We start from the raw sequence: 19,650 nt of genomic DNA on the forward strand, positions 1-19,650 counted from the left end.
GGCCGTCGCCGGCCTCAGCCCTGGAGCTGCTCGGCGGCCGTGGGGTCGGAGTCGTTGAGGAACTTCTGGATGCGCTGGGCCTCGTCGAGCTCGCCGATGGCCGCTGCAGCGTGACCCAGGGCCGACAGGGCGCGCAGGAAGCCGCGGTTCGGCTCGTGGCTGTAGGGCACCGGGCCGTGGCCCTTCCAGCCGCTGCCGCGCAGGGCGTCCAGGCCGCGGTGGTAGCCCACGCGGGCGTAGGCGTAGCCCTCCAGCGTCCGGCCGTCGGCCAGCGCCTCCTCGGCCAGGATCGCCCAGGGAAGCTGCTCCTTGGGGAAGGTCTGCGCCAGGTCCTCGGCCTCGTCGCCGGCGTCGAAGCGCGCGACCATCTCCGCGTTCTCCTGCAGCAGGGTGGGATCGGGCTCGCCCAGCAGGTTCTTGCCGATGCTCGACATCGGTGCTCCTCTCGTCGTGCGTGTCCCGGCCTCACCGGGACGCTCTGCTCCCAGCCTATGCGTCGCGGCGCCGCGCCCGCTCGGCCGCCGAGATCGTGCTTCCGTGCAGCTCAGCCGCCGTGCGGGGCGCAGCAACGACGACGGCCCGGCAGCCCCTTGTCACAAGAGGGCGCCGGGCCGCCGTGCGGTCGCGCGGATCAGGCCGCGCGTGAGGTCACTCGACCGTGACCGACTTGGCCAGGTTGCGCGGCTGGTCGACGTCGTAGCCCTTGGCCTCGGCCATGGCGGAGGCGAAGATCTGCAGCGGCACGGTGGCCAGCAGCGGCTGCAGCAGCGTGGGCGACTGCGGGATGCGGATGACGTGGTTGGCGTAGTCCTCGACCGAGGAGTCGCCCTCCTCCGCGATCACGATGGTCTCGGCGCCGCGGGCGCGGATCTCCTGGATGTTGGAGACGACCTTGGAGTGCAGCGAGTCGCGCCCGCGCGGGGACGGGACGATCACGAAGACCTTCTGGCCCGGCTCGATCAGGGCGATCGGGCCGTGCTTGAGCTCGCCTGCGGCGAAGCCCTCCGCGTGGATGTAGGCGATCTCCTTGAGCTTGAGCGCGCCCTCCATGGCCACCGGGAAGCCGACGTGGCGACCCAGGAACAGCACCGAGGTGGTCTCGGCGAAGTCCTTGCCGAGCTGGCGGATCTGGTCCTCGTCGTCGATGACGGCCTGGACCTTCTCCGGCATGGCCTGGAGCTCCTCCAGGACGTCCTGGATCTCATCGGCGTACATGTTGCCGCGCAGCTGCGCCAGGTACAGGCCCAGCAGGTAGGCGGCGGTGATCTGCGCCAGGAACGCCTTGGTGGAGGCGACGGCGATCTCCGGGCCGGCGTGCGTGTAGAGCGAGGCATCGGCCGCACGCGGGATGGATGAGCCGTTGGTGTTGCAGATCGCCAGGACCTTGGCGCCCTGCTCCGAGGCGTGGCGCATGGCCATGAGGGTGTCCATGGTCTCGCCGGACTGCGACAGCGCGACGACCAGGGTCTTCTCGTTGACGATCGGGTCCCGGTAGCGGAACTCGTGGGCCAGCTCCACCTCGGTGGGGATGCGGCACCAGTGCTCGATGGCGTAGCGAGCGACCTGGCCGGCGTAGGCGGCGGTGCCGCAGGCGATCACGACGATCTTGTCCACGGAGCGCAGGACGGACTCGTCGATGCGCAGCTCGTCCAGGGTCAGCTTGCCCTTCTCGTCCAGGCGGCCCAGGAGGGTGTCGCGCACGGCCGAGGGCTGGTCGTGGATCTCCTTGTCCATGAAGGACGGGAAACCGCCCTTCTCCGCGGCCTCGGCGGACCACTGGACCTCGAACGGCTTGCCCTCGGAGGGGGCGCCGTCGAAGTCGGTGATCTCGAAGCCGTCGGGGGTGACCGTGACGATCTGACGATCCTCCATCTCGACGGCGGACTTGGTGTGATCGATGAAGCCCGAGACGTCCGAGCCCAGGAAGTTCTGGCCCTCGCCGACGCCGATGACCAGCGGGGAGTTCAGACGGGCCGCCACGATCTGGTCCGGGTGGTCGACGTGGATGGCCAGCAGCGTGAAGGCGCCCTCGAGGCGGGCGCAGGCCAGCTGCATGGCTCGGGTCAGGTCCTTCTCGGCCTGGTTCTCGTAGATGTCGGCGAGCAGTGAGGCGGCGACCTCGGTGTCGGTCTCCGAGACGAAGGTGAAGCCCTTCTCCGACAGCTCCTTCTTGAGCTCGACGAAGTTCTCGATGATGCCGTTGTGCACCACGGCCAGACGGCCGCCGGCGACGGCGTGCGGGTGGGCGTTCTCATCCGTGGGGCCGCCGTGGGTGGCCCAGCGGGTGTGCCCGATGCCCAGCGGGGACATCGGCAGGGGGCGCTCGGCGAGCTCGGCATCGAGCGCGGCGACCTTGCCGGCCTTCTTGCGCACCTCCATGACGCCGTCGGCGAGCACTGCCACGCCTGCCGAGTCATAGCCGCGGTACTCCAGGCGACGCAGTCCCTCCAGGACCACGTTCAGAGCATTCCGGTTCTCATCGATCTCGGGGGCTCGCCCGACATATCCCACGATTCCACACATGCCGGGAATGCTACCGCAAACCTGCGACCGCACACCGGTGTCGACGCAGGCAGCGGGCACCGGCCTGCGACGACAGGGCACCGAGTTCGTCACGCGTCGTCGGGCGCTGCTGCGCACCCGTCACACTGCGACGACGACGGCCCCCGCCCCATTCCCCGAAGGGGCAGGAGCGGGGGCCGACGAGGCAGTGATGATCAGGCCGCGGCGAAGACCTCGGACAGCGCTGGGAACAGCGGGTGCTCGTCGGCGATGCCGGTCAGCTCGGTGACCAGCGCATCGGTGGCCTGACGATCCCCGCGCGCGGCGGCCAGGCGGGCCTGCAGCTCGGCCGACTCCGGGTCCTCCGGGACATCGAAGGCCAGCGCCGCGGCGACGGCGGCCACCAGGGCGTCGGCGCTCAGGCCGCGCTCGGCGAGCTCGGCGGCGGGACCCACGAAGCGCTCGGTGCGGGAGATCTTGCGCAGCGGGGCACGGCCCACGCGCTCGACGGTGTCCGGCAGGTGCGGGTTCGTGAAGCGCGTGATGATCTTCTCGACGTAGGCCTGCTGGACCTCCGGGGCGAAGCCGAACTTGGCCACGAGCAGCTCCTTGGTCTCGGCCAGCACGGCCTCGACCTGGGAGCGGACCTGCGCATCGGCCAGGACGTCGGAGATCTTGGTGATCCCCGCCTGACGGCCGAAGTACGCGGTGGCCGCGTGTCCCGTGTTGACCGTGAACAGCTTGCGCGTGATGTACGGCTCGAGGTCCTCGACCCAGGTGATGCCCGGGACGTCCGGGGTCTGGCCCTGGAACGGCCCGGACTCCACGGCCCACTCGTGGTAGGTCTCGACCGTGACGTCCAGGCCCTGGCCCGGCGCCTGATCCGGGACGATCCGGTCCACCGCGGTGTTCGCGAAGATCGCGACCTGATCGGCCTCCGGGTACACCGCGCGGATGGCCTCGGCCAGGCCGTCGGTCGCGTTGATCGCGTTCTCGCAGGCCATGACCGCCACGCGGCCCTCGACCCCTGCCTCGACACGGGCGCGCAGGCCCTCGGCGATGGTGGGCGCGATGATCTGCAGGACCCGCGGACCCACGGCGGTGGTGATCATGTCCGCCGAGACGATCTGCTCGCGCAGCCCGTCCGGATCGGAGGCCGAGTTCACGCCGGAGAAGCCGGTGACCTCGTGATCGCGCGCGCCCTCGCCGACCTCGTGGACCACGTACGAGTCCTGGTCGTCGATCTGCTGGATCAGGGCGTCGGCGACGTCCGCGAAGACCAGCTCGTAGCCGGCCTCGTGGAGCAGGACCCCGACGAAGCCGCGGCCGATGTTGCCTGCGCCGAAGTGCAGTGCCTTCATGAGTTCACCTTTCCGAAGATGTCGAGGATCTCCTCGGGGGTCTGCGCCGCCTCGAGCTGGGCGACCGACTCCTTCTTGGAGAAGATCTTGGCGATCTTGGACAGCAGGCCCATGTGGCCGCCGTCCGCACCGGCGATGCCGATCACGAAGCGGGCCTCCTTGCCGTTCCAGTCCACCGGCTCGTCGTAGCGGATGAACGACATGGCCGAGGTGCGGATCGAGTCCTTGGCCTCGTTCGTGCCGTGCGGGATGGCCAGGCCGTTGCCCATGAACGTGGACACGGACTGCTCGCGCTCGTGCATGGCGGCCACGTAGCTGCCGTCCACGGCGCCGACCTCCACGAGCAGCTGACCGGCACGCTCGATGGCCTCCTCGCGGGTGGCCGCCGGGGCGCCCAGCACGATGGTGCGCGGGGTCAGGACCTGCTGCGACTCGGTCTGGCCGGACTGCGCGGACCCTGCGGGGGCCTCGGCCGGGGCGGCTGCCACGGCGGTCGCGGTGCCTGCTGCGGCACCGGCACCGGCGCCTGCAGCAGCGCTGCCCGACGTGCCCTGCTCGGCGGATTCCGCGCCGCCCTCGCGCTGCTCGCGGATCAGCTCCACGATCTCGTCGTAGCGCGGGGACTGCATGAAGTTGTCCACGGTGACGTGATGCGCCGAAGGCGTGGGGGTCGCCGCGCGATCGGCCAGGTCCTCGTGCGAGACGAGCAGGTCGTACTCGTCGGTCAGCGAGTTGATGGCCTTGTTGACCACGGTGACCTCATTGCCGAAGCCGGCGTCCTTGATCTTGCTCCGCAGCACGGAGGCACCCATGGCGGAGGAGCCCATGCCGGCGTCGCAGGCGAAGACGATGGACTTGATCTCGGGGATCGAGCCGGTCGAAGCGCCCGCGGCGCCGCCGGCTGCGAACATGCCGCCCACGGAGGACTTCTTGCCCTTCATGGCCTCCATGTCAGCGGCGGCCTTGGCAAGGTCGCCCTCCTCGGACTTGGACATGCGCAGGATGATGCAGGAGATCACGCCGGAGACCACGGTGGCCGTCAGGAAGCCCAGGATCACGCCGAGCATCTGAGCAGGCGGCGCGTTGCTGATCAGGAAGATGATCGAGCCCGGGGCTGCCGGAGAGCGCAGGCCGGCGTCGAAGAGCAGCTCCACGAGCACGCCGGACATGCCGCCCAGGATGGTCGCGATGAGCAGCTGGGGCTTCATGAGCACGTACGGGAAGTAGATCTCGTGGATGCCGCCGAAGGTGTGGATGATCGCGGCGGCCGGTGCCGAGCCGCGCGCCATGCCCTTGCCGAAGATCATGTAGCCGATCAGCACGCCCAGGCCCGGACCGGGATTGGCCTCCAGCAGGTAGAGGATCGAGTAGCCCTGATCGAGCGACTGCTGCGTGCCCAGCGGGGTCAGGATGCCGTGGTTGATCGCGTTGTTCAGGAACAGGATCTTGGCCGGCTCGATCAGCAGCGAGGCCAGCGGCAGCAGGGAGCTGTCGATCAGGAACTCGACGGCCGCGCCGGCGCCTTCCATGAGCAGCAGCATGACCGGGGCCAGCAGGAACATGGAGGCGATGGCCATGACCGCGCCGATGATGCCGGCAGAGAAGTTGTTGACCAGCATCTCGAAGCCGGCGGGGATGCGGGGCACGGCCCACTGATCCCACTTCTTGATGACCCAGGCCGAGAGCGGGCCCATGATCATGGCGCCCAGGAACATGGGCGAGGCGGGGGCCTCGCCGATGAACACCGGCGAGGAGGTCGCCAGGATGACACCCATGGTGCCCACTGCGCCCACGACGCCGCCGCGGACATCCGCCACGAGCTTGCCGCCCGTGTAGGCGATCAGCAGGGGCAGCAGGTACGTGACCATGGGCCCGACCATGGAGCCGATCTTCTCGTTCGGCGTGAAGCCGGCCGGGATGAACAGAGCGGTGATGATGCCCCAGGCGATGAAGGCGCCGATGTTCGGCATGATCATGGAGGAGAGGAAGGTGCCGAACTTCTGCACGCGGACGCGCGCTCCGCCCTTCTTCTTCTCGGTCTGCGCGGGGGCAGACGCGGTGGCGGTGGTGGACAAGGGACTCCCCTGGTGTTTCAAGTCGCCTCGCCTCGAGGGGCAGAGCCTGCAAGCGGGGCTCACGGACCGGTCTCGAAGGCGGAGTCGAGCGGTGGTGCGGCCTCCGGTCGGAGGGCGCGGAAGGCGTCGGTCTCGACGCGCGTTCGGTCAGCTGGTGGTGCGCTCGAGAAGAGCCCCACAAGGGGCAGTGCCCGGATGCTGCCCACATGCTAGTACCCCGGGTCACACCTGGGAACACGCTGCACCACATCTGAAAGGCCGAACCCGACAGGTGAGCGGGGGCCGCGGTTCTCGCACCGGGGCACCGGAGCGGGCACGAGAACGGGCCACCCTCCCCTGCAACGGGGAGAGCGGCCCGTGGAGCCGACGACGGCAGCGCTGCCAGCGCAGCGCGCCGCGGCAGGTCAGCGCAGGATCACTTGACGCTGGTGCCGGCCGAGCCCAGGTTCTCGCAGGCCTGAACCACGCGAGCGGCCATGCCGTCCTCGGCCTTGGCGCCCCAGACGCGGGGATCGTAGAGCTTCTTGTTGCCGACCTCGCCGTCGACCTTCAGCACGCCGTCGTAGTTGGCGAGCATGTGACCGGCGACCGGGCGGGTGAACGCGTACTGGGTGTCGGTGTCGACGTTCATCTTGATGACGCCGTAGGACACGGCATCCGAGATCTCCTGCTCGGAGGAGCCGGAGCCGCCGTGGAAGACCAGGTCGAACGGGCGGTCCTTGCCGTACTTCTGCCCGACCTCGTCCTGGATCTGCTTGAGCAGCTCGGGACGCAGCCGCACGTTGCCCGGCTTGTAGACGCCGTGCACGTTGCCGAAGGTCAGGGCCGTGATGTAGCGGCCCTTCTCGCCCAGGCCCAGGGCCTCGACGGTCTTCACGGCGTCCTCGGTGGTGGTGTAGAGGGTGTCGTTGATCTCCCCGACGACACCGTCCTCCTCGCCGCCGACGGCGCCGATCTCGACCTCCAGCACGATGTGCGCCTTGCCGGTGCGCTCGATCAGGTCCGCGCCGATGCGCAGGTTCTCGTCCAGGTCGATCGCGGAGCCGTCCCACATGTGCGACTGGAAGATGGGGTCCTCACCGCGGGCGACGGCCTTCTCCGACTCCTCCAGCAGCGGCAGCACGAAGCCCTCGAGCTTGTCCTGCGGGCAGTGGTCGGTGTGCAGGGCGATGTTGACGTCGTACTGCTTGGCGACCTCGCGGGCGAAGGCGGCGAAGGCCAGCGAGCCCACGACCATGTCCTTCTTGGAGGAGCCGGACCAGTAGGCGGCGCCGCCGGTGGAGACCTGGATGATGCCGTCCGAGCCGGCCTCCGCGAAGCCGCGGATGGCGGCGTTCAGGGTCTGGGAGGAGGTGACGTTGATCGCGGGGTACGCGAAGCCCTTCTCCTTGGCGGTGTCGAGCATCTGGCCGTAGACGTCAGGTGTGGCGATGGGCATGCCTGGCTCCTTCTTCCTCTGGAGGATCTCCGGACGGACGCTGAAGCTGCGCTGCCCGGTACGTGCTCCCTCCAGTCTAGGCCGTGCGTCCTCGCGGCGGCAGGCTCCGGCCAGCTGAGGCTTCAGTTGCCGGACGCAGCCGTGCCCGCACGCAGCACCACGCCGCGATGCGGCTCCAGCACAATCGAGCCGCCCACGGTCCGACCCTGCCCGTCGACGAGCCCGGGAGGCAGATCGATCCGCCGCCGGCGTCGTCCGTCCTGGTTCAGGTTCACGGCGGCGAAGCCGTGCGCGAACCGCCGCTGCCAGACGTGCCGATCCCCCTGCGGCTCCTCGAGGGGGGCACCCAGGTCCATGTCGAGCTCGGGGACGTGCTGGAGCTTGGAGTAGTCGTCGTGGCCGGTGGCCGAGTAGGCACCGCGGCCCTCGCCGAAGATCCAGAAGGCCGCCAGGCCGTACAGGAAGTTCGGGTGGGTGTCGGTGCCGTCCGTGGGGACCCGCAGGATCGACAGCCCAGGCCCGGCAGCCTGGGGCAGCTGTGCCTCGGCGGTGACGGGGTCGAACAGGTCGGTGGGGCTGTAGCCCAGCCAGACCTCCTCGAACCCGCCGCCCCAGCGCGCGTGCTCCTGCCAGCGCCCCGGGGTGCGTCGCGATTCGGCGATGTTGGGGATCAGGAGCTTGCCGCGGTCCTGCAGCCCTTCCCCGGCGGCCGCCACGAGCTCGCCCAGGGCCTCGCGGATCTGCGCCATGGACTCGATGCCGCGCAGCGGCAGGTCCAGGCCGTAGTAGTCGTCGTAGACGTCGTTGTCGGCCATGACGCCGTCGAACGGCGAGTCGGCGAGCTCGTCCACGACATTTCGGACCCATCGCTGCCGATACCGCGGATCCCACACGGCCATCTGCCAGTGCCCCGGATAGCGCTGCCACTCGATCCGTGATCCGTCCGGGCGCCGGGCGAACCAGTCGCCGCCGGCGCCCTCGGCCTCCGCGTGGGAGACGCCCGAGGAATGGACGGGCCCGGGCTCGTAGGAACGTGTGGAGGACAGGCACTTGTAGCAGATGACCGTCATCTCCGGGCGGCGGCGCTTGAGCTGCGCCGCCGCCTCGAGCTCCCAGGGCTGCAGGATCGCTGCCCGGTAGTGCTCGGCCGCGAAGTCGAGCTCCTCAGGGCGCAGAGGCTCGCCGTAGCGGATCCAGGCCCCGGCGCCGCTCACCGGCGGCGCCCGGACTCGCGGATCTCCGCGAGGTCGAGCACGGTGTCCAGCTGCGAGACCGCGGACTCGTCGGCCTGCTGGGCCGCAGCGGCCAGCGGGCCGTCCACCCGGTCGAGCAGCTCGTAGTCCTCGAGGTACAGCGAGGCCGGCACGCGTCCGGGGATCCCGCCGAGCATCCGGTAGAGCTGGTTGTAGGAGGCCATGACCTCGTGCAGCTGGAAGAAGTTCTGCACGCGGTCGCGAGCGGTCTGGCTGTAGGCGCGATAGCGCTCGGGATCGCTGATCACCGCGCGGATGCCGTCGGCCATCATGCGGGTGTCGCCGGCCTCCACGAGCTGACCGCAGGGGCCGTAGACCTGATCGTCGGCGCCCTTGAGGTCGTCCCAGAGCAGCTGCTGCATGCCGCCCACGTTGGTGCCCACGGTGGGGATCCCGGCGGCCATGGCCTCCAGGACCACGATCGGCTGGCCCTCGTTGTAGGACGGCAGGACCAGCAGGTCGAACTCGTGCAGCATCTCGCGCACGTTGACCGTGCCGTAGATCGTGACCATGTCCTCGAGGTCCAGGGCCTTGATCTTCTGCAGGCACATGTCGCGATAGCCCGGATCGTGCTCGGTGGGGCCCAGCACGTGCAGGTGCACGTTGCCGTGCCCGGACTCGCGCAGCATGGACATGGAGTCCAGCAGGTCGAGCAGGCCCTTGATGGGCACCAGGCGGGCGATGTAGACGAGGTTCCAGGTGTGGCTGGACGGATCCGCGAGCATGGACTGCATGGCCTCGACCCGGGCCATGTACGGGCGCTCGAACTCGTCGATGACCATGCCGTTGGGCAGCACGACCGCCTTGTCGATGTCCGAGCCCAGCGAGGCTGCCTCGGCGATCGCCGACGGGTAGAGGTAGGTGACCACCTTGGCCGACGGATAGCAGAAGTGGCCCATCTCGATCCACCAGGCCATCCAGGCCCGCTCCTCGGCGGAGACGTCGAAGGTGCGGTAGTCCCCGGAGGCGATCGGCAGGGCCATGTTGCGCCCCAGCAGGGTGTTCACGGTGTCGCGGACGTACAGGTTGTGCTCGGTGAGCAGGAAGGACGTGCCGTGCTCGCGCGCCGCGCCGGCGGCCATGAGCGAGGCATAGCCGGTCGTGTGCGCGTGGTAGACGCGGGCCCGCGGCATGGTCTCGCCCAGCACCGCATGCGCCAGCGAGAAGTAGTTGCGCAGCAGCCAGAACGCGTCCGACAGGGACATCCCGAGCCCCGGCAGGCGGCGGGAGACGCCCTCCATGAACTCGCGGGTGCCCAGCAGCGCCCACAGCGGGTACGTGCGGGTGGACTCGAGCATGCCCTCCTCGAGCAGCTCCCACAGGGGGCCGTCCTCGCGGCGCTCGGCCAGGGCCTCGAGCGCATCGAAGAGACGCTCGACGAGACGGCGCCGCTCGCTCGAGCTCATGCCCAGGGCCTCGGGGCGCACCGAGGAGAAGTCATGGCGGTGCTCGTCGAGGGCCAGGAAGACCGGACGGACCCACTTCACGTTCGAGGGGACGTCGTAGAGATCCGTCAGCGGGGAGTTCGAGTCCCAGGCGATGTGGATGATGCCGAACTCGATGTCCGGGTTGCCCACCACGATGTCGTGCACGACGGCCGAGACGCCGCCCTTGAGGTAGGGGTAGGTCGACTCCATGACGATCGCGACGTCGACATCGGGGTAGTCCCCGCTGCGGGCGGCGACGGCCGGGATGGACATATCGGTCGAGGGCGTGCCGAAGTCGGGGCGACGGCGGCCGAAGGCGCTGGTGAGGTGGTCGAGGATGCTCATGCGGAAGTCTCCTGTGCGGCGATGCTGCGCGGGTCTGGGTGTCGAGCGGACGACGGGGCGTCGGCAGGCGGGGCCTGCAGGGGGGTCGGCGCAGGAGAGCCCGGCGCCGACCCGAGGGGTCACCAGGCGACGGCGTGGCGCCAGAAGAGCGTGTACTCCGGCTGCGACCAGTGCCGCTTGTAGAGGACCCAGGCGATCGTGACCAGGACCAGGTCGGCCAGCAGGACCACGCCGTAGGCGCTGACCAGGGGCAGCAGCCAGAACGACAGGGCGAGCACGGCGATGTGGACGGCGCCCAGGGACTGCGGGGCGAACCGCTCGCCGATGTAGTCCAGCTCGTAGCTGAGCATGGTCAGCATCAGGAAGCACCAGGACGACAGGGCGACGACGACGGCGAGCATGAGCTGCTCGGGGAAGATCGAGCCCAGCACCAGGGAGCAGGCCAGGGTGAGGACCATTCCCAGGGCGCCGGTGCGCAGCACCGAGCGGTCGATCACCCGGGACAGGCGTCCCGAGGTCGAGATGAGCTCGTTCATGGACTCGCCCTGGATCGCGGCGTGCAGGCCCTGGATGGACTTGTCGACGGCCGGGGCGAGGTTCACGAAGTAGAAGTTGTAGGCCAGCACGGCAGGCAGCATGGCCATGAAGACCACGATCACGTGGAAGCCGCCGTCGGTGCTCAGGAAGAGCACGAACTTGTCCGCCCACAGCACGGCGCCGAGCAGCAGGCCGCGCACGAGGTCCTTGGCCACGTCCTGGTGCGCCAGGCGCTGCATGGCCGCGATGTGGCGCAGGTTCCCGCGGATGAACCAGAGCTGGGTCGCGGCGGCGGCCAGCGGCGGCAGCCACACCCAGGTGGGGGCCACGGCCAGCGCCAGGGCGTAGGCGGCCCAGGCGGCGGCCCAGTGGCCGCGGTTCTGGCCCACGTTGGCGATCACGAGCGACTGGACGAACAGCAGGTGCAGGAGGCACAGCACGCCGTAGAGCCCCACGGCCTGCAGGTTCCACCCGGTGGCCAGCCACAGGGGCACGGCGAAGAGGACGACCAGCGGCATGGACTGCACGAACATGGGCAGCCAGCCCTGGCAGAACCGCCGTGCGATCCGGTCCATGTCCTTCTCGGCCATCATCTCGGCGATGCCGCGGTAGGCCGGCATGCAGGCCGCCTGGGCGAGCCAGGGGGTGGTGATCGAGCTGGCCAGGATGATGTGCGTCAGCGAGACGCCCGCGAACTCCTGCTGGGAGATCGTCGGCGAGACCAGCGGGAACACGATGTTCAGCAGGATCAGCGGCGACAGGTAGAGCACCAGGGCCACGCCCTGGCGCATGGTGCCCGCGCTCTCGTGCTCTCCCACGATCGCGGAGTTGAGCCTGGTGCTGGGCATGGACATCACGGTCACCAGGCCGATGACCACGCCGGCGGCCAGGACGATGCCGCGCTGCCCCTGGGGGACGCTCGGCAGCAGCAGCGGAACGGCCAGCGTGGCCAGTGCCGCGACGGCGATGGTGATGATGCGTCGACGGCTGTAGACGTCGTGAAGGACTTCGGACACGGTGGCCATGGGCTCTCCCCGGAAATCGTGCGCCGACGAGATGACATGCCTGCGGACCCCCCGGTCCTCACGGACTCCCCGGTCCGCTGAGCTGTCAGACATTCCTGCGGGAATGGTCGTCGCGCCCCTCAAGAATGGGCCGAGACGACGGGAGCCTTCCCATCTTGTCGCGGTGACCTTCACCACGGCTCCGCTCCAACCAGGGACGATGAACTGTCATAGAGCGAGGTCATGCCCGCGATCTTGCGGATCGTTCATTTTCAGGACACGACCGCGATCACACCTGTTCGCGCTGGTCGCAGCGGACTATGACGAGTTGCTACGCGCGGGTACGATGAATTCGCACTTATATAGATGCAATAGCATTTCTAGAGAGGCAGGTCTCAGCTCTCACCAGCGGGGATCTGCCCGTGGACATGCCGTCGGATCCACGCATGCATGGTCACAGCTGCCGCGGCACCGGCATTGATCGAGCGGGTCGAGCCGAACTGCTCGATCGCCACGGTGGCCGTGGCCGCCTCCAGGACCTCGGGCGAGACGCCGGGGCCCTCCTGGCCGAACAGCAGGACGCAGCGCTGCGGCAGGTCGAAGAGCTCGAGCGGCTCGGAGCCGGGGACGTTGTCCACGGCGATCACCGGCAGCCCCTCCTGCCGCGCCCAGGACAGGAACTCCTCCGAGGTGGGGTGATGGCGCAGATGCTGGTAGCGCTCCGTCACCATGGCCCCGCGCCGGTTCCAGCGGCGGCGCCCGATGATGTGGACCTCCCGTGCCAGGAAGGCGTTGGCTGTGCGCACCACCGAGCCGATGTTGAAGTCGTGGCCCCAGTTCTCGATCGCCACATGGAAGTCGTGGCGCCGCTCGTCCAGGGCGGCGACGATCGCCTCCAGCCGCCAGTAGCGGAACTCGTCGGCCACGTTGCGCCGATCGCCGAGGCGCAGCAGCTCCGGATCCCAGTGCTCGCCCTCCGGCCACGCCCCCTCCCAGGGCCCGACGCCGACCTGCGGGGCCCCGGCTTCTGCCGGAGGCTCGGACCCTGCGCCCGGCGAGGAGGGCTCAGTCAAGCCCGAGCTCGTCCTTGCCGAAGGCGTAGAGGCAGGGAACGCCGGTGGATTCCTCGATGCGCTCCTTGGCGCCGGTGGCGCGGTCCACGATGATCGCGACCGCGACCACCTCCGCTCCGGCGCGCTGCAGGGCCTCGACCGCGGTCAGCGCGGAGCCGCCGGTGGTGGAGGTGTCCTCCACGACGACCACGCGGCGCCCCTCGACCGAGGGGCCCTCGACCTGACGGCCCATGCCGTAGGACTTCTGCGCCTTGCGCACCACGAAGGTGTCGATGGGGCGTCCGGCGTCGCCGGCTGCGTGCATGATCGCCGAGCCGACCGGGTCGGCGCCCATGGTCAGTCCGCCGGCGGCGTCGAAGTCGATCCCCGCCTCGTCGAGCAGACCGAGCATGATCTGACCCACCAGGCGGGAGGCCTCGTGCTGCAGGGTCACGCGGCGCAGGTCGATGTAGTAGTCGGCCTCGATGCCCGAGGCCAGGGTGACCCGCCCGCGCACGACCGCGAGCTCGACGATGAGCTCGCGCAGCCTCTCGCGAGCGGCGGCGGGATCCAGGGCGGTCTGCGTCTGAGTGGTCATGGTGGAGATTCTAGGCGGCGGGTGAGTCGTGATCGGGGTAGCGCAGCCCGATCTGGGCGCGCAGCTCGTCGAGCAGCTCCATCTGCCGGAGGGTGTCCGCCCACGGCATCACGGGAGATTCCTGCAGGCCGTCCTGGATGCAGCGGGTGGCCTCGCGCATCTCGTAGCAGTACCCCGCGCCGACGACATCGAAGCTCTCCTCCCGGCGCTCGCCCTGGGCGTCGGTCACCGTGAAGGACCCCGGGCGGTGCATGGGCGAGGCGATCTCGATCATGCCGTCCTCGCCGGAGATCACGGCCCGGCGCGGACCCTGGGACAGAAGCGAGACGGTCATCTGGGCGCCGCCGTGCTCGGTCTGCAGACTGATCTGCGTGAGTCCGTCGACGTCGCCGCGGAAGACCGCCGAGGCGCTCAGCCGGGTCGGCTCCCCGAGTGCCAGCCACGGCCAGTGCAGGGCGTAGCAGCCCATGTCGAGCAGGGCGCCGCCGCCGGCGTCGACGCGCCACAGGCGGTGCTGGTCGTCGTCGGGGCCGCGGAAGCCCAGGTCCGCCTGGACCCAGCGGACACGCCCGATCTCTCCGGCCTCGAGGATCTCGGCGATGCGGCAGCGCACGGGCGTGAAGCGCGTCCACAGCGCCTCCATGAGGAACACCCCACGCTCCCGGGCCAGCTCGATGGCCTCCCTGGCCTGCCCGGCGGTCATGGTGAAGGCCTTCTCGCACACCACGTGCTTGCCCGCACCCAGCGCGGCCAGCAGGTGCTCGTGGTGCTGCCCGTGGGGCGTGGCGATGTAGACGACGTCGACCTCCGGGTCGGCGAGCAGCCGCTGCATGCCGCCCGCTCCCCCGTAGGCCCGCTCGATCCCGTGCTCGGCGGCGAAGGCCTCCGCGGCCTCGGCGGTGCGCGAGGACACCGCGACCATGCGGGCGTCGTCCAGGGCGGCGATGCCCGGCACGACCTTGCCGGCGATCGCTCCGGTGGAGATCACGCCCCAGCCCAGGGTGCGGCCGGTGGCGGTCAGGACAGGATCGGAGGCGCTCATGGCCTCCATGCTGGCACGGGGGTGCGACTCAGCGGATCCGCCCGGACTCCAGGTGCAGGCTGCGATCGGCGAGCGCGCGGGCGTCGTCGGGGTCATGGGTGACCACCACGGCGGTGCGGCCCTCCAGGTGGCGCGCGAGCAGCTCGCGCAGGTCCCGGGTCCCGGCGGCGTCCACGGCGGCCAGGGGCTCGTCCAGCAGCAGCACCTCGGGCTCGGCGGCCAGTGTCCGGGCCAGGGCGACGCGCTGGGACTGCCCGCCCGACAGCTCGTGGGCTCGACGCCGCGCGAGGTGCTCGGCGCCGGTCTCCTCGAGCCAGCGGCGGGCCCGCCGTCGGGACTCGGCGCGCCCGGCCCCCTGGGCGCGGGGCCCGAAGGCGACGTTGTCGAGCACGTCCAGGTGGGGCAGCAGCAGCGGTCGCTGGGCCATGAGGGTGATCCGTCGCCGGTGCGGCGGAACCCAGAGGCCGCGGCCGTGCAGATCCATCAACCGGCGCCCTCCCAGCTCGAGACTGCCCCGATCGGGCACCAGCAGACCTGCCAGCACCTCCAGGATCGTGGACTTGCCGGAGCCGTTGGGTCCCCTCAGGGCAACGGTCTGCCCGTCGGCGACCTCGAGGCCGACGGCGAGGCCGCGCTGGGCGATCGCGAACTGCGCGCGCAGGCTCACGGGCGCTCACCGCCGGAGACCGGAGCGGCGACGACGGGCCCGTGGGGATCGTCGTCCCCGGGAGCAGGTTCTCCCCTGCCGTCGTCCCGAGGCCCGGCATGACGAGCGCCCACGGGACGGGCCCGTTCGAGCTGCCGGGGCGCGGAGACCCCCACGATCAGCACCGCGACCAGCACCAGGACGAGCGCCAGCGCCACGGCCGCCTGCGGATCGGACTCCCGCTGCAGGTAGATCTCCAGGGGCAGGGTCCGGGTGACGCCCTGCAGGGATCCCGCGAAGGTCAGCGTCGCGCCGAACTCCCCCAGGCACCGGGCGAAGGCCAGCACCGCGCCCGAGCCCAGCCCCGGCAGCACCAGCGGCAGCGTGACCCGGCGCAGCACCGTCGACGGCGATGCCCCCAGGGTGGCCGCGATCGCCTCGTGCTGATCACCGGCGCTGCGCAGGGCGCCCTCGACGCCCACGACCAGGAACGGCAGCGCCACGAAGGTCTGCGCGAGCGCGACGGCGGCGGTGGAGAAGGCGATCTCGATCCCGAGCGCCTCCAGGTGGCGGCCCAGCAGACCCGCCCGCCCGAAGACGTAGAGCAGGGCCAGTCCGCCCACCACGGGCGGCAGCACCAGGGGCAGCAGGACGACCGAGCGCACGAAGCGGTGGCCGGGCAGCGAGGTGCGCGCCAGGATCAGCGCCATGGGCGTGCCCAGCAGGATGCACAGCACCGTGCTCACCGCGGCGGTGCGCAGGCTGAGCCACAGCGCCTCCAGCGAGGCCTCCGAGGTGATCAGAGGCCAGAGCCGCCCGGGATCGATTCGCAGGACCATCCCCAGCACGGGCAGCGCGATCAGCGCCGCACCGACGACCGCGGGGATCAGCAGCCAGCCGGGCAGCGCCAGGCGGGGGCGCCCGGCACGCGGGGGCCGAACGGCACCTCCCCGCGAGCGCGCTGCGCCCTGGTCCCGCGGCGCACGGGTCGCCTGTCCTCGGACGTGATCGCTCACGGGGCCCCGAAGCCCTCCTGCTCGAGCCGCTGCCGCCCGGTGTCGCTGCGCACGAAGTCCGAGAACTCCTGGGCGAGCTCCTGGTGCTGCGAATCCGCCAGCACCGAGATCGGGTAGCGGTTGATCGCCTGGTCCGCGTCCGGGATCTCGATCTCCTCGACCTGATCGCCGGCGGAGGTCACGTCGGTGCGGTAGACCACGCCGACGTCGGCCTGTCCCGAGGTCACCTTGCCGAGCACGTCCGTCACCGAGCTCTCCTCGCTCACGACGGCCACCCGCACCCCGGTGATGTCCTCGAGCTCGACGGTCGCAGCACCGCAGGGCACGCGCTGCTCGCAGATCACGGTGTCGAGCTCGGAGGAGGCCAGATCCTCCCAGGAGTCGACGCCGCCGGGGTTGCCGGCGGGCACCGCGATCGTCAGCGTGTTGGTGGCCAGGATCTGCGGATCTCCCTCGAGCAGCCCCGACTCGGCGGCCTGCTCCATGGTCCGCTCATCCGCGGTGGCCAGGATGTCGGCGTCGGCGCCCTCCTGCAGCTGGGTCACCAGCGAGGAGGAGCCGGCGAGGCTCAGCTGGACGTCGACCCCGGGGTGGTCCTCCTCGAACTGCTCGGCCAGGTCCGTGAAGCTGTCGGTGAGCGAGGCGGCCGCGAATACGGTCAGTCTCTGCTGCTGCTCGTCGTCGCTGCCGTCATCCGCGCTGCCGCAGGCGCTCAGGCCGAGCACGGCGACGGCCGCGAGCACCAGCGGGCGCAGGATCCGCGCGCTCATCGCCCCTCCCCCGGGACGTCGACGACGACGTGGGTGGCCTTGACCGACGCGGTGGCGATCGAGCCGGGCTCCAGGCCCAGCTCCAGCACAGCCTCCGTGGACATCAGCGAGACCACGCGGTGCGGACCGCACTGCATCTCGACCTGGGACATCACGGTGTCGGAGCGGACCTCGGTCACCAGGCCGACCCAGCGGTTGCGCGCCGAGCTGACCACGGCCGTGGGGTCCTCCGGCTGAGGCGCCTGGCTCCTGGCCAGCTGCGCGAGCTCGAGCGCATCGACCGCGCCGCGGCCGGTGCGGTCGCGGTGCTCGGTGAGCCTGCCCGCGGCGATCCAGCGCCGGACGGTGTCGTCGCTGACGCCGAGGAAGGAGGCCGCCTGGGCCACGGAGAGAGCCTTCATGCCCCTCACCGTATTCGGGTTCCGCAGATGCGGCTGGAGATTGCCGGATGTTCCGCAGATCCGGCGTCACCGTCACGGTCGGCTGGCACCCAGCAGCTGCCGCCCCGGACGGCTGGCTACGATGAGTCCATGCGCAAACTGCAGAAGGCGATCATCGAGGAGATGGGCGTCCAGCCCCGGATCGATCCGGCGCAGGAGGTCCAGCGCCGCGTACAGCTGCTGTGCGATTACGCGGCGGCCTCCCACTGCCCCGGATTCGTCCTGGGGATCTCCGGCGGCGTGGACTCGACCCTGGCCGGGCGGCTGGCCCAGCTGGCCGTCGAGCAGATGCGGCAGGAGGGGCGGGAGGCCTCGTTCGTGGCCGTCCGCCTGCCCTACCGTGTGCAGGCCGATGAGGACGACGCCCAGGAGGCCCTCCGCTTCATCCGCGCCGACGAGGCGCTCACGGTCGATGTGGCCCCCGGAGCCGACGGGATCGCCGAGCAGGTCGAGGCCGCCCTGGGCGCTGCGACCAGCGACTTCAACAAGGGCAATATCAAGGCCCGAGTGCGCGCCGTGGCCCAGTACGCGATCGCAGGCCAGCGGGGCCTGCTCGTGCTCGGCACGGACCACGGCGCGGAGTCCGTGACCGGCTTCTTCACCAAGTTCGGCGACGGCGCCGCCGACGTCCTGCCGCTGTTCGGCCTGGACAAGCGCCAGATCCGCAGCATCGTCCGCCACCTCGGCGGGCCCGAGTCGCTGTGGTCCAAGGCACCCACCGCCGATCTGCTCGACGCCTCCCCCGGTCGCACCGACGAGGACGAGCTCGGGCTGGGCTACGACAGCATCGACGACTATCTCGAGGGCCGCCAGGTCCCCGACGAGATCGCCGAGCGGATCGAGGCTCGCTGGCGGATGACCCGGCACAAGCGCACCACCCCGGCCACGCTGCTCGACGACTGGTGGCGCTGAGCACTCGCTGAGAGGCCCGGGCGCCAGCAGCCCAGGCCGCCGCCCTCAGGCGCGGCGCAGCAGGATGCCCTGGTGAGGGCCCAGGACCTGGGTGCCGCGCATCGGGGCCCCGTCCGGGCCGACCATGCCCTCGGGCATCGTCACATGACGGCGACGCCGCCCGTCGGAGGCCAGGTTGACCACGGCCCAGCCGCCCTCGAACTCGCGCGACCACATGCTCACCACGCCCTCGGCAGGTCCCAGCGGGGCTCCGAGGTCCCACTGCATCTCCGGGATCCAGTGCGCCCGGGTGCCGTCGCGGGAGCCCGCGGCGAAGCGGCCGCGCCCGGCGCCGAAGACCCAGAACGCCGCCAGCCCGCAGCGCACGAGCTGCTGCTCCTGGGCCTGGTCCAGCTCGGTGCGACGCAGCAGCGACGGCGCGATCGGCATCCGCACGAGCACCAGCTGCTCGGCCGGCACCCGGCCCGGTCCGTCGCCGGTGATGAGCGAGGCCTGCTGCCGGGCGGCCCCGGGGTCGAGCATCCGTCCGTGGGCCGTGGTCAGCCACGTCGGCTCGCACACCCCGCCCCAGGCCGAGAGCTCGACCCAGCGCGCCGGCGTCCGCCGCGCATCCTCCACGACGGCGACGAGCAGCTTGCCGATCTCGTTCAGCGCCGCGCCGGCCTGGCGGATCAGGGCATCGTGCGCCTCGCGCAGCTGGGTGTCCGAGCCCAGATCCGGCAGCGGGAGATCCAGCGGGTAGTCGTCGAGGTCCAGGTCATCGGCCAGCACGCCGTCGAAGGGCGAGTCCGACAGCTCGCGGGCGACCGCCTCGGTCCAGGCGGTGCGGCAGGCGGGGTCCCAGATCCGCAGCTGCCACTGGCCCGGGTGGGCCTCCCACGTGATGTCCTCCTCGGCACGACTGCGGGCCACCCAGCCATGGGCCGCCGCCTCGTCGAAGGACAGCCCGTTCGGGCGCACGGGCCCGGCCTCGTTCTCGTCCAGGATCAGCGTGCGCCTGCGGCACAGCACCACGACCGCCGGGTCCTCGGACTTCAGCTGCTGCGCGGCGGCCGTCTCCCACGGCTCCAGCACGACCGTGCCGAGCTCGCCCACGGCGTGCCCGATCTCCAGTGCGCGCCTGCCCTCGCTGGCGACGCCTCCCAGCCGCACCCACGCGCCCGGACGTCCGCCCCCGATGCGCTCTCGAGCGCTGTCCGTCGAATCGGCCATGTGTTCCGCTCCCCCTTCTC

The 19,650-nt window shown here is 70.7% G+C and carries 17 protein-coding genes; 1 reads left to right on the plus strand and 16 read right to left on the minus strand.

The genetic code is table 11. The features are described 5' to 3' along the window. Window positions 1-14 precede the first annotated feature (14 nt). The 15 genes from M3E84_RS01185 to M3E84_RS01255 form a co-directional block, all read right to left on the minus strand. Window positions 15-434, minus strand: a complete 420-nt coding sequence (locus M3E84_RS01185; RefSeq protein WP_259894117.1) for a DUF3151 domain-containing protein — start codon at window positions 432-434, stop codon at window positions 15-17. Between the two features lie 214 nt (window positions 435-648). Continuing rightward, on the minus strand, window positions 649-2,523 hold the full coding sequence (gene glmS, locus M3E84_RS01190; protein ID WP_259894118.1) for a glutamine--fructose-6-phosphate transaminase (isomerizing): 1,875 nt from the start codon (window positions 2,521-2,523) through the stop codon (window positions 649-651). A gap of 194 nt (window positions 2,524-2,717) precedes the next feature. Continuing rightward, window positions 2,718-3,863: a mannitol-1-phosphate 5-dehydrogenase gene (locus M3E84_RS01195; RefSeq protein ID WP_259894119.1), complete on the minus strand. Its 1,146-nt coding sequence runs from the start codon at window positions 3,861-3,863 to the stop codon at window positions 2,718-2,720. Beyond that, window positions 3,860-5,839 carry a PTS mannitol transporter subunit IICBA gene (locus M3E84_RS01200; RefSeq protein ID WP_259894234.1) on the minus strand — a complete coding sequence of 660 codons (1,980 nt, stop codon included), beginning with the start codon at window positions 5,837-5,839 and terminating at the stop codon, window positions 3,860-3,862. The genes M3E84_RS01195 and M3E84_RS01200 overlap by 4 nt, the downstream gene beginning before the upstream one ends. Window positions 5,840-6,353: 514 nt before the next feature. Next, the gene (gene fbaA / locus M3E84_RS01205; RefSeq protein WP_259894121.1) at window positions 6,354-7,376 is read right to left on the minus strand and encodes a class II fructose-bisphosphate aldolase; all 1,023 of its coding nucleotides are present in this window, start codon (window positions 7,374-7,376) and stop codon (window positions 6,354-6,356) included. A 122-nt stretch (window positions 7,377-7,498) separates the two neighbouring features. Continuing rightward, a complete protein-coding gene (locus M3E84_RS01210; RefSeq protein WP_259894123.1) occupies window positions 7,499-8,590 on the minus strand; it encodes a putative glycoside hydrolase family 15 protein in 1,092 nt (363 codons plus the stop codon). Then, the gene (pelF, locus tag M3E84_RS01215; protein WP_259894124.1) at window positions 8,587-10,401 is read right to left on the minus strand and encodes a GT4 family glycosyltransferase PelF; all 1,815 of its coding nucleotides are present in this window, start codon (window positions 10,399-10,401) and stop codon (window positions 8,587-8,589) included. The genes M3E84_RS01210 and pelF overlap by 4 nt, the downstream gene beginning before the upstream one ends. 119 nt (window positions 10,402-10,520) lie before the next feature. Further along, window positions 10,521-11,963 carry a hypothetical protein gene (locus M3E84_RS01220; RefSeq protein ID WP_259894126.1) on the minus strand — a complete coding sequence of 481 codons (1,443 nt, stop codon included), beginning with the start codon at window positions 11,961-11,963 and terminating at the stop codon, window positions 10,521-10,523. A gap of 374 nt (window positions 11,964-12,337) precedes the next feature. Further along, a complete protein-coding gene (locus tag M3E84_RS01225; protein WP_259894128.1) occupies window positions 12,338-13,015 on the minus strand; it encodes an RNA methyltransferase in 678 nt (225 codons plus the stop codon). Next, window positions 13,008-13,592, minus strand: coding sequence for an orotate phosphoribosyltransferase (gene pyrE / locus M3E84_RS01230; protein ID WP_259894130.1), 585 nt, complete (start codon window positions 13,590-13,592; stop codon window positions 13,008-13,010). Before pyrE ends, M3E84_RS01225 begins: the two co-directional genes overlap by 8 nt. 10 nt (window positions 13,593-13,602) lie before the next feature. Further along, window positions 13,603-14,634 carry a Gfo/Idh/MocA family protein gene (locus M3E84_RS01235; RefSeq protein ID WP_259894132.1) on the minus strand — a complete coding sequence of 344 codons (1,032 nt, stop codon included), beginning with the start codon at window positions 14,632-14,634 and terminating at the stop codon, window positions 13,603-13,605. 28 nt (window positions 14,635-14,662) lie between these two features. Further along, on the minus strand, window positions 14,663-15,301 hold the full coding sequence (locus M3E84_RS01240) for a sulfate/molybdate ABC transporter ATP-binding protein (protein ID WP_259894133.1): 639 nt from the start codon (window positions 15,299-15,301) through the stop codon (window positions 14,663-14,665). Then, on the minus strand, window positions 15,298-16,191 hold the full coding sequence (locus tag M3E84_RS01245) for an ABC transporter permease (protein ID WP_259894236.1): 894 nt from the start codon (window positions 16,189-16,191) through the stop codon (window positions 15,298-15,300). The genes M3E84_RS01240 and M3E84_RS01245 overlap by 4 nt, the downstream gene beginning before the upstream one ends. A 101-nt stretch (window positions 16,192-16,292) precedes the next feature. Further along, a complete protein-coding gene (gene modA, locus M3E84_RS01250) occupies window positions 16,293-17,066 on the minus strand; it encodes a molybdate ABC transporter substrate-binding protein (protein ID WP_259894135.1) in 774 nt (257 codons plus the stop codon). After that, the gene (locus M3E84_RS01255) at window positions 17,063-17,467 is read right to left on the minus strand and encodes a molybdopterin-binding protein (RefSeq protein WP_259894136.1); all 405 of its coding nucleotides are present in this window, start codon (window positions 17,465-17,467) and stop codon (window positions 17,063-17,065) included. Before M3E84_RS01255 ends, modA begins: the two co-directional genes overlap by 4 nt. Window positions 17,468-17,596: 129 nt before the next feature. Between M3E84_RS01255 and nadE the strand changes: the two genes are divergently transcribed. Continuing rightward, window positions 17,597-18,418: an ammonia-dependent NAD(+) synthetase gene (gene nadE, locus M3E84_RS01260; RefSeq protein WP_259894137.1), complete on the plus strand. Its 822-nt coding sequence runs from the start codon at window positions 17,597-17,599 to the stop codon at window positions 18,416-18,418. 45 nt (window positions 18,419-18,463) lie between these two features. Here nadE and M3E84_RS01265 read toward each other — a convergent pair whose 3' ends face one another. Continuing rightward, window positions 18,464-19,630: a putative glycoside hydrolase family 15 protein gene (locus tag M3E84_RS01265; RefSeq protein ID WP_259894138.1), complete on the minus strand. Its 1,167-nt coding sequence runs from the start codon at window positions 19,628-19,630 to the stop codon at window positions 18,464-18,466. Window positions 19,631-19,650 lie beyond the last annotated feature (20 nt).

This window comes from Kocuria sp. p3-SID1428, from assembly GCF_025149945.1.
Lineage (GTDB): Bacteria > Actinomycetota > Actinomycetes > Actinomycetales > Micrococcaceae > Kocuria.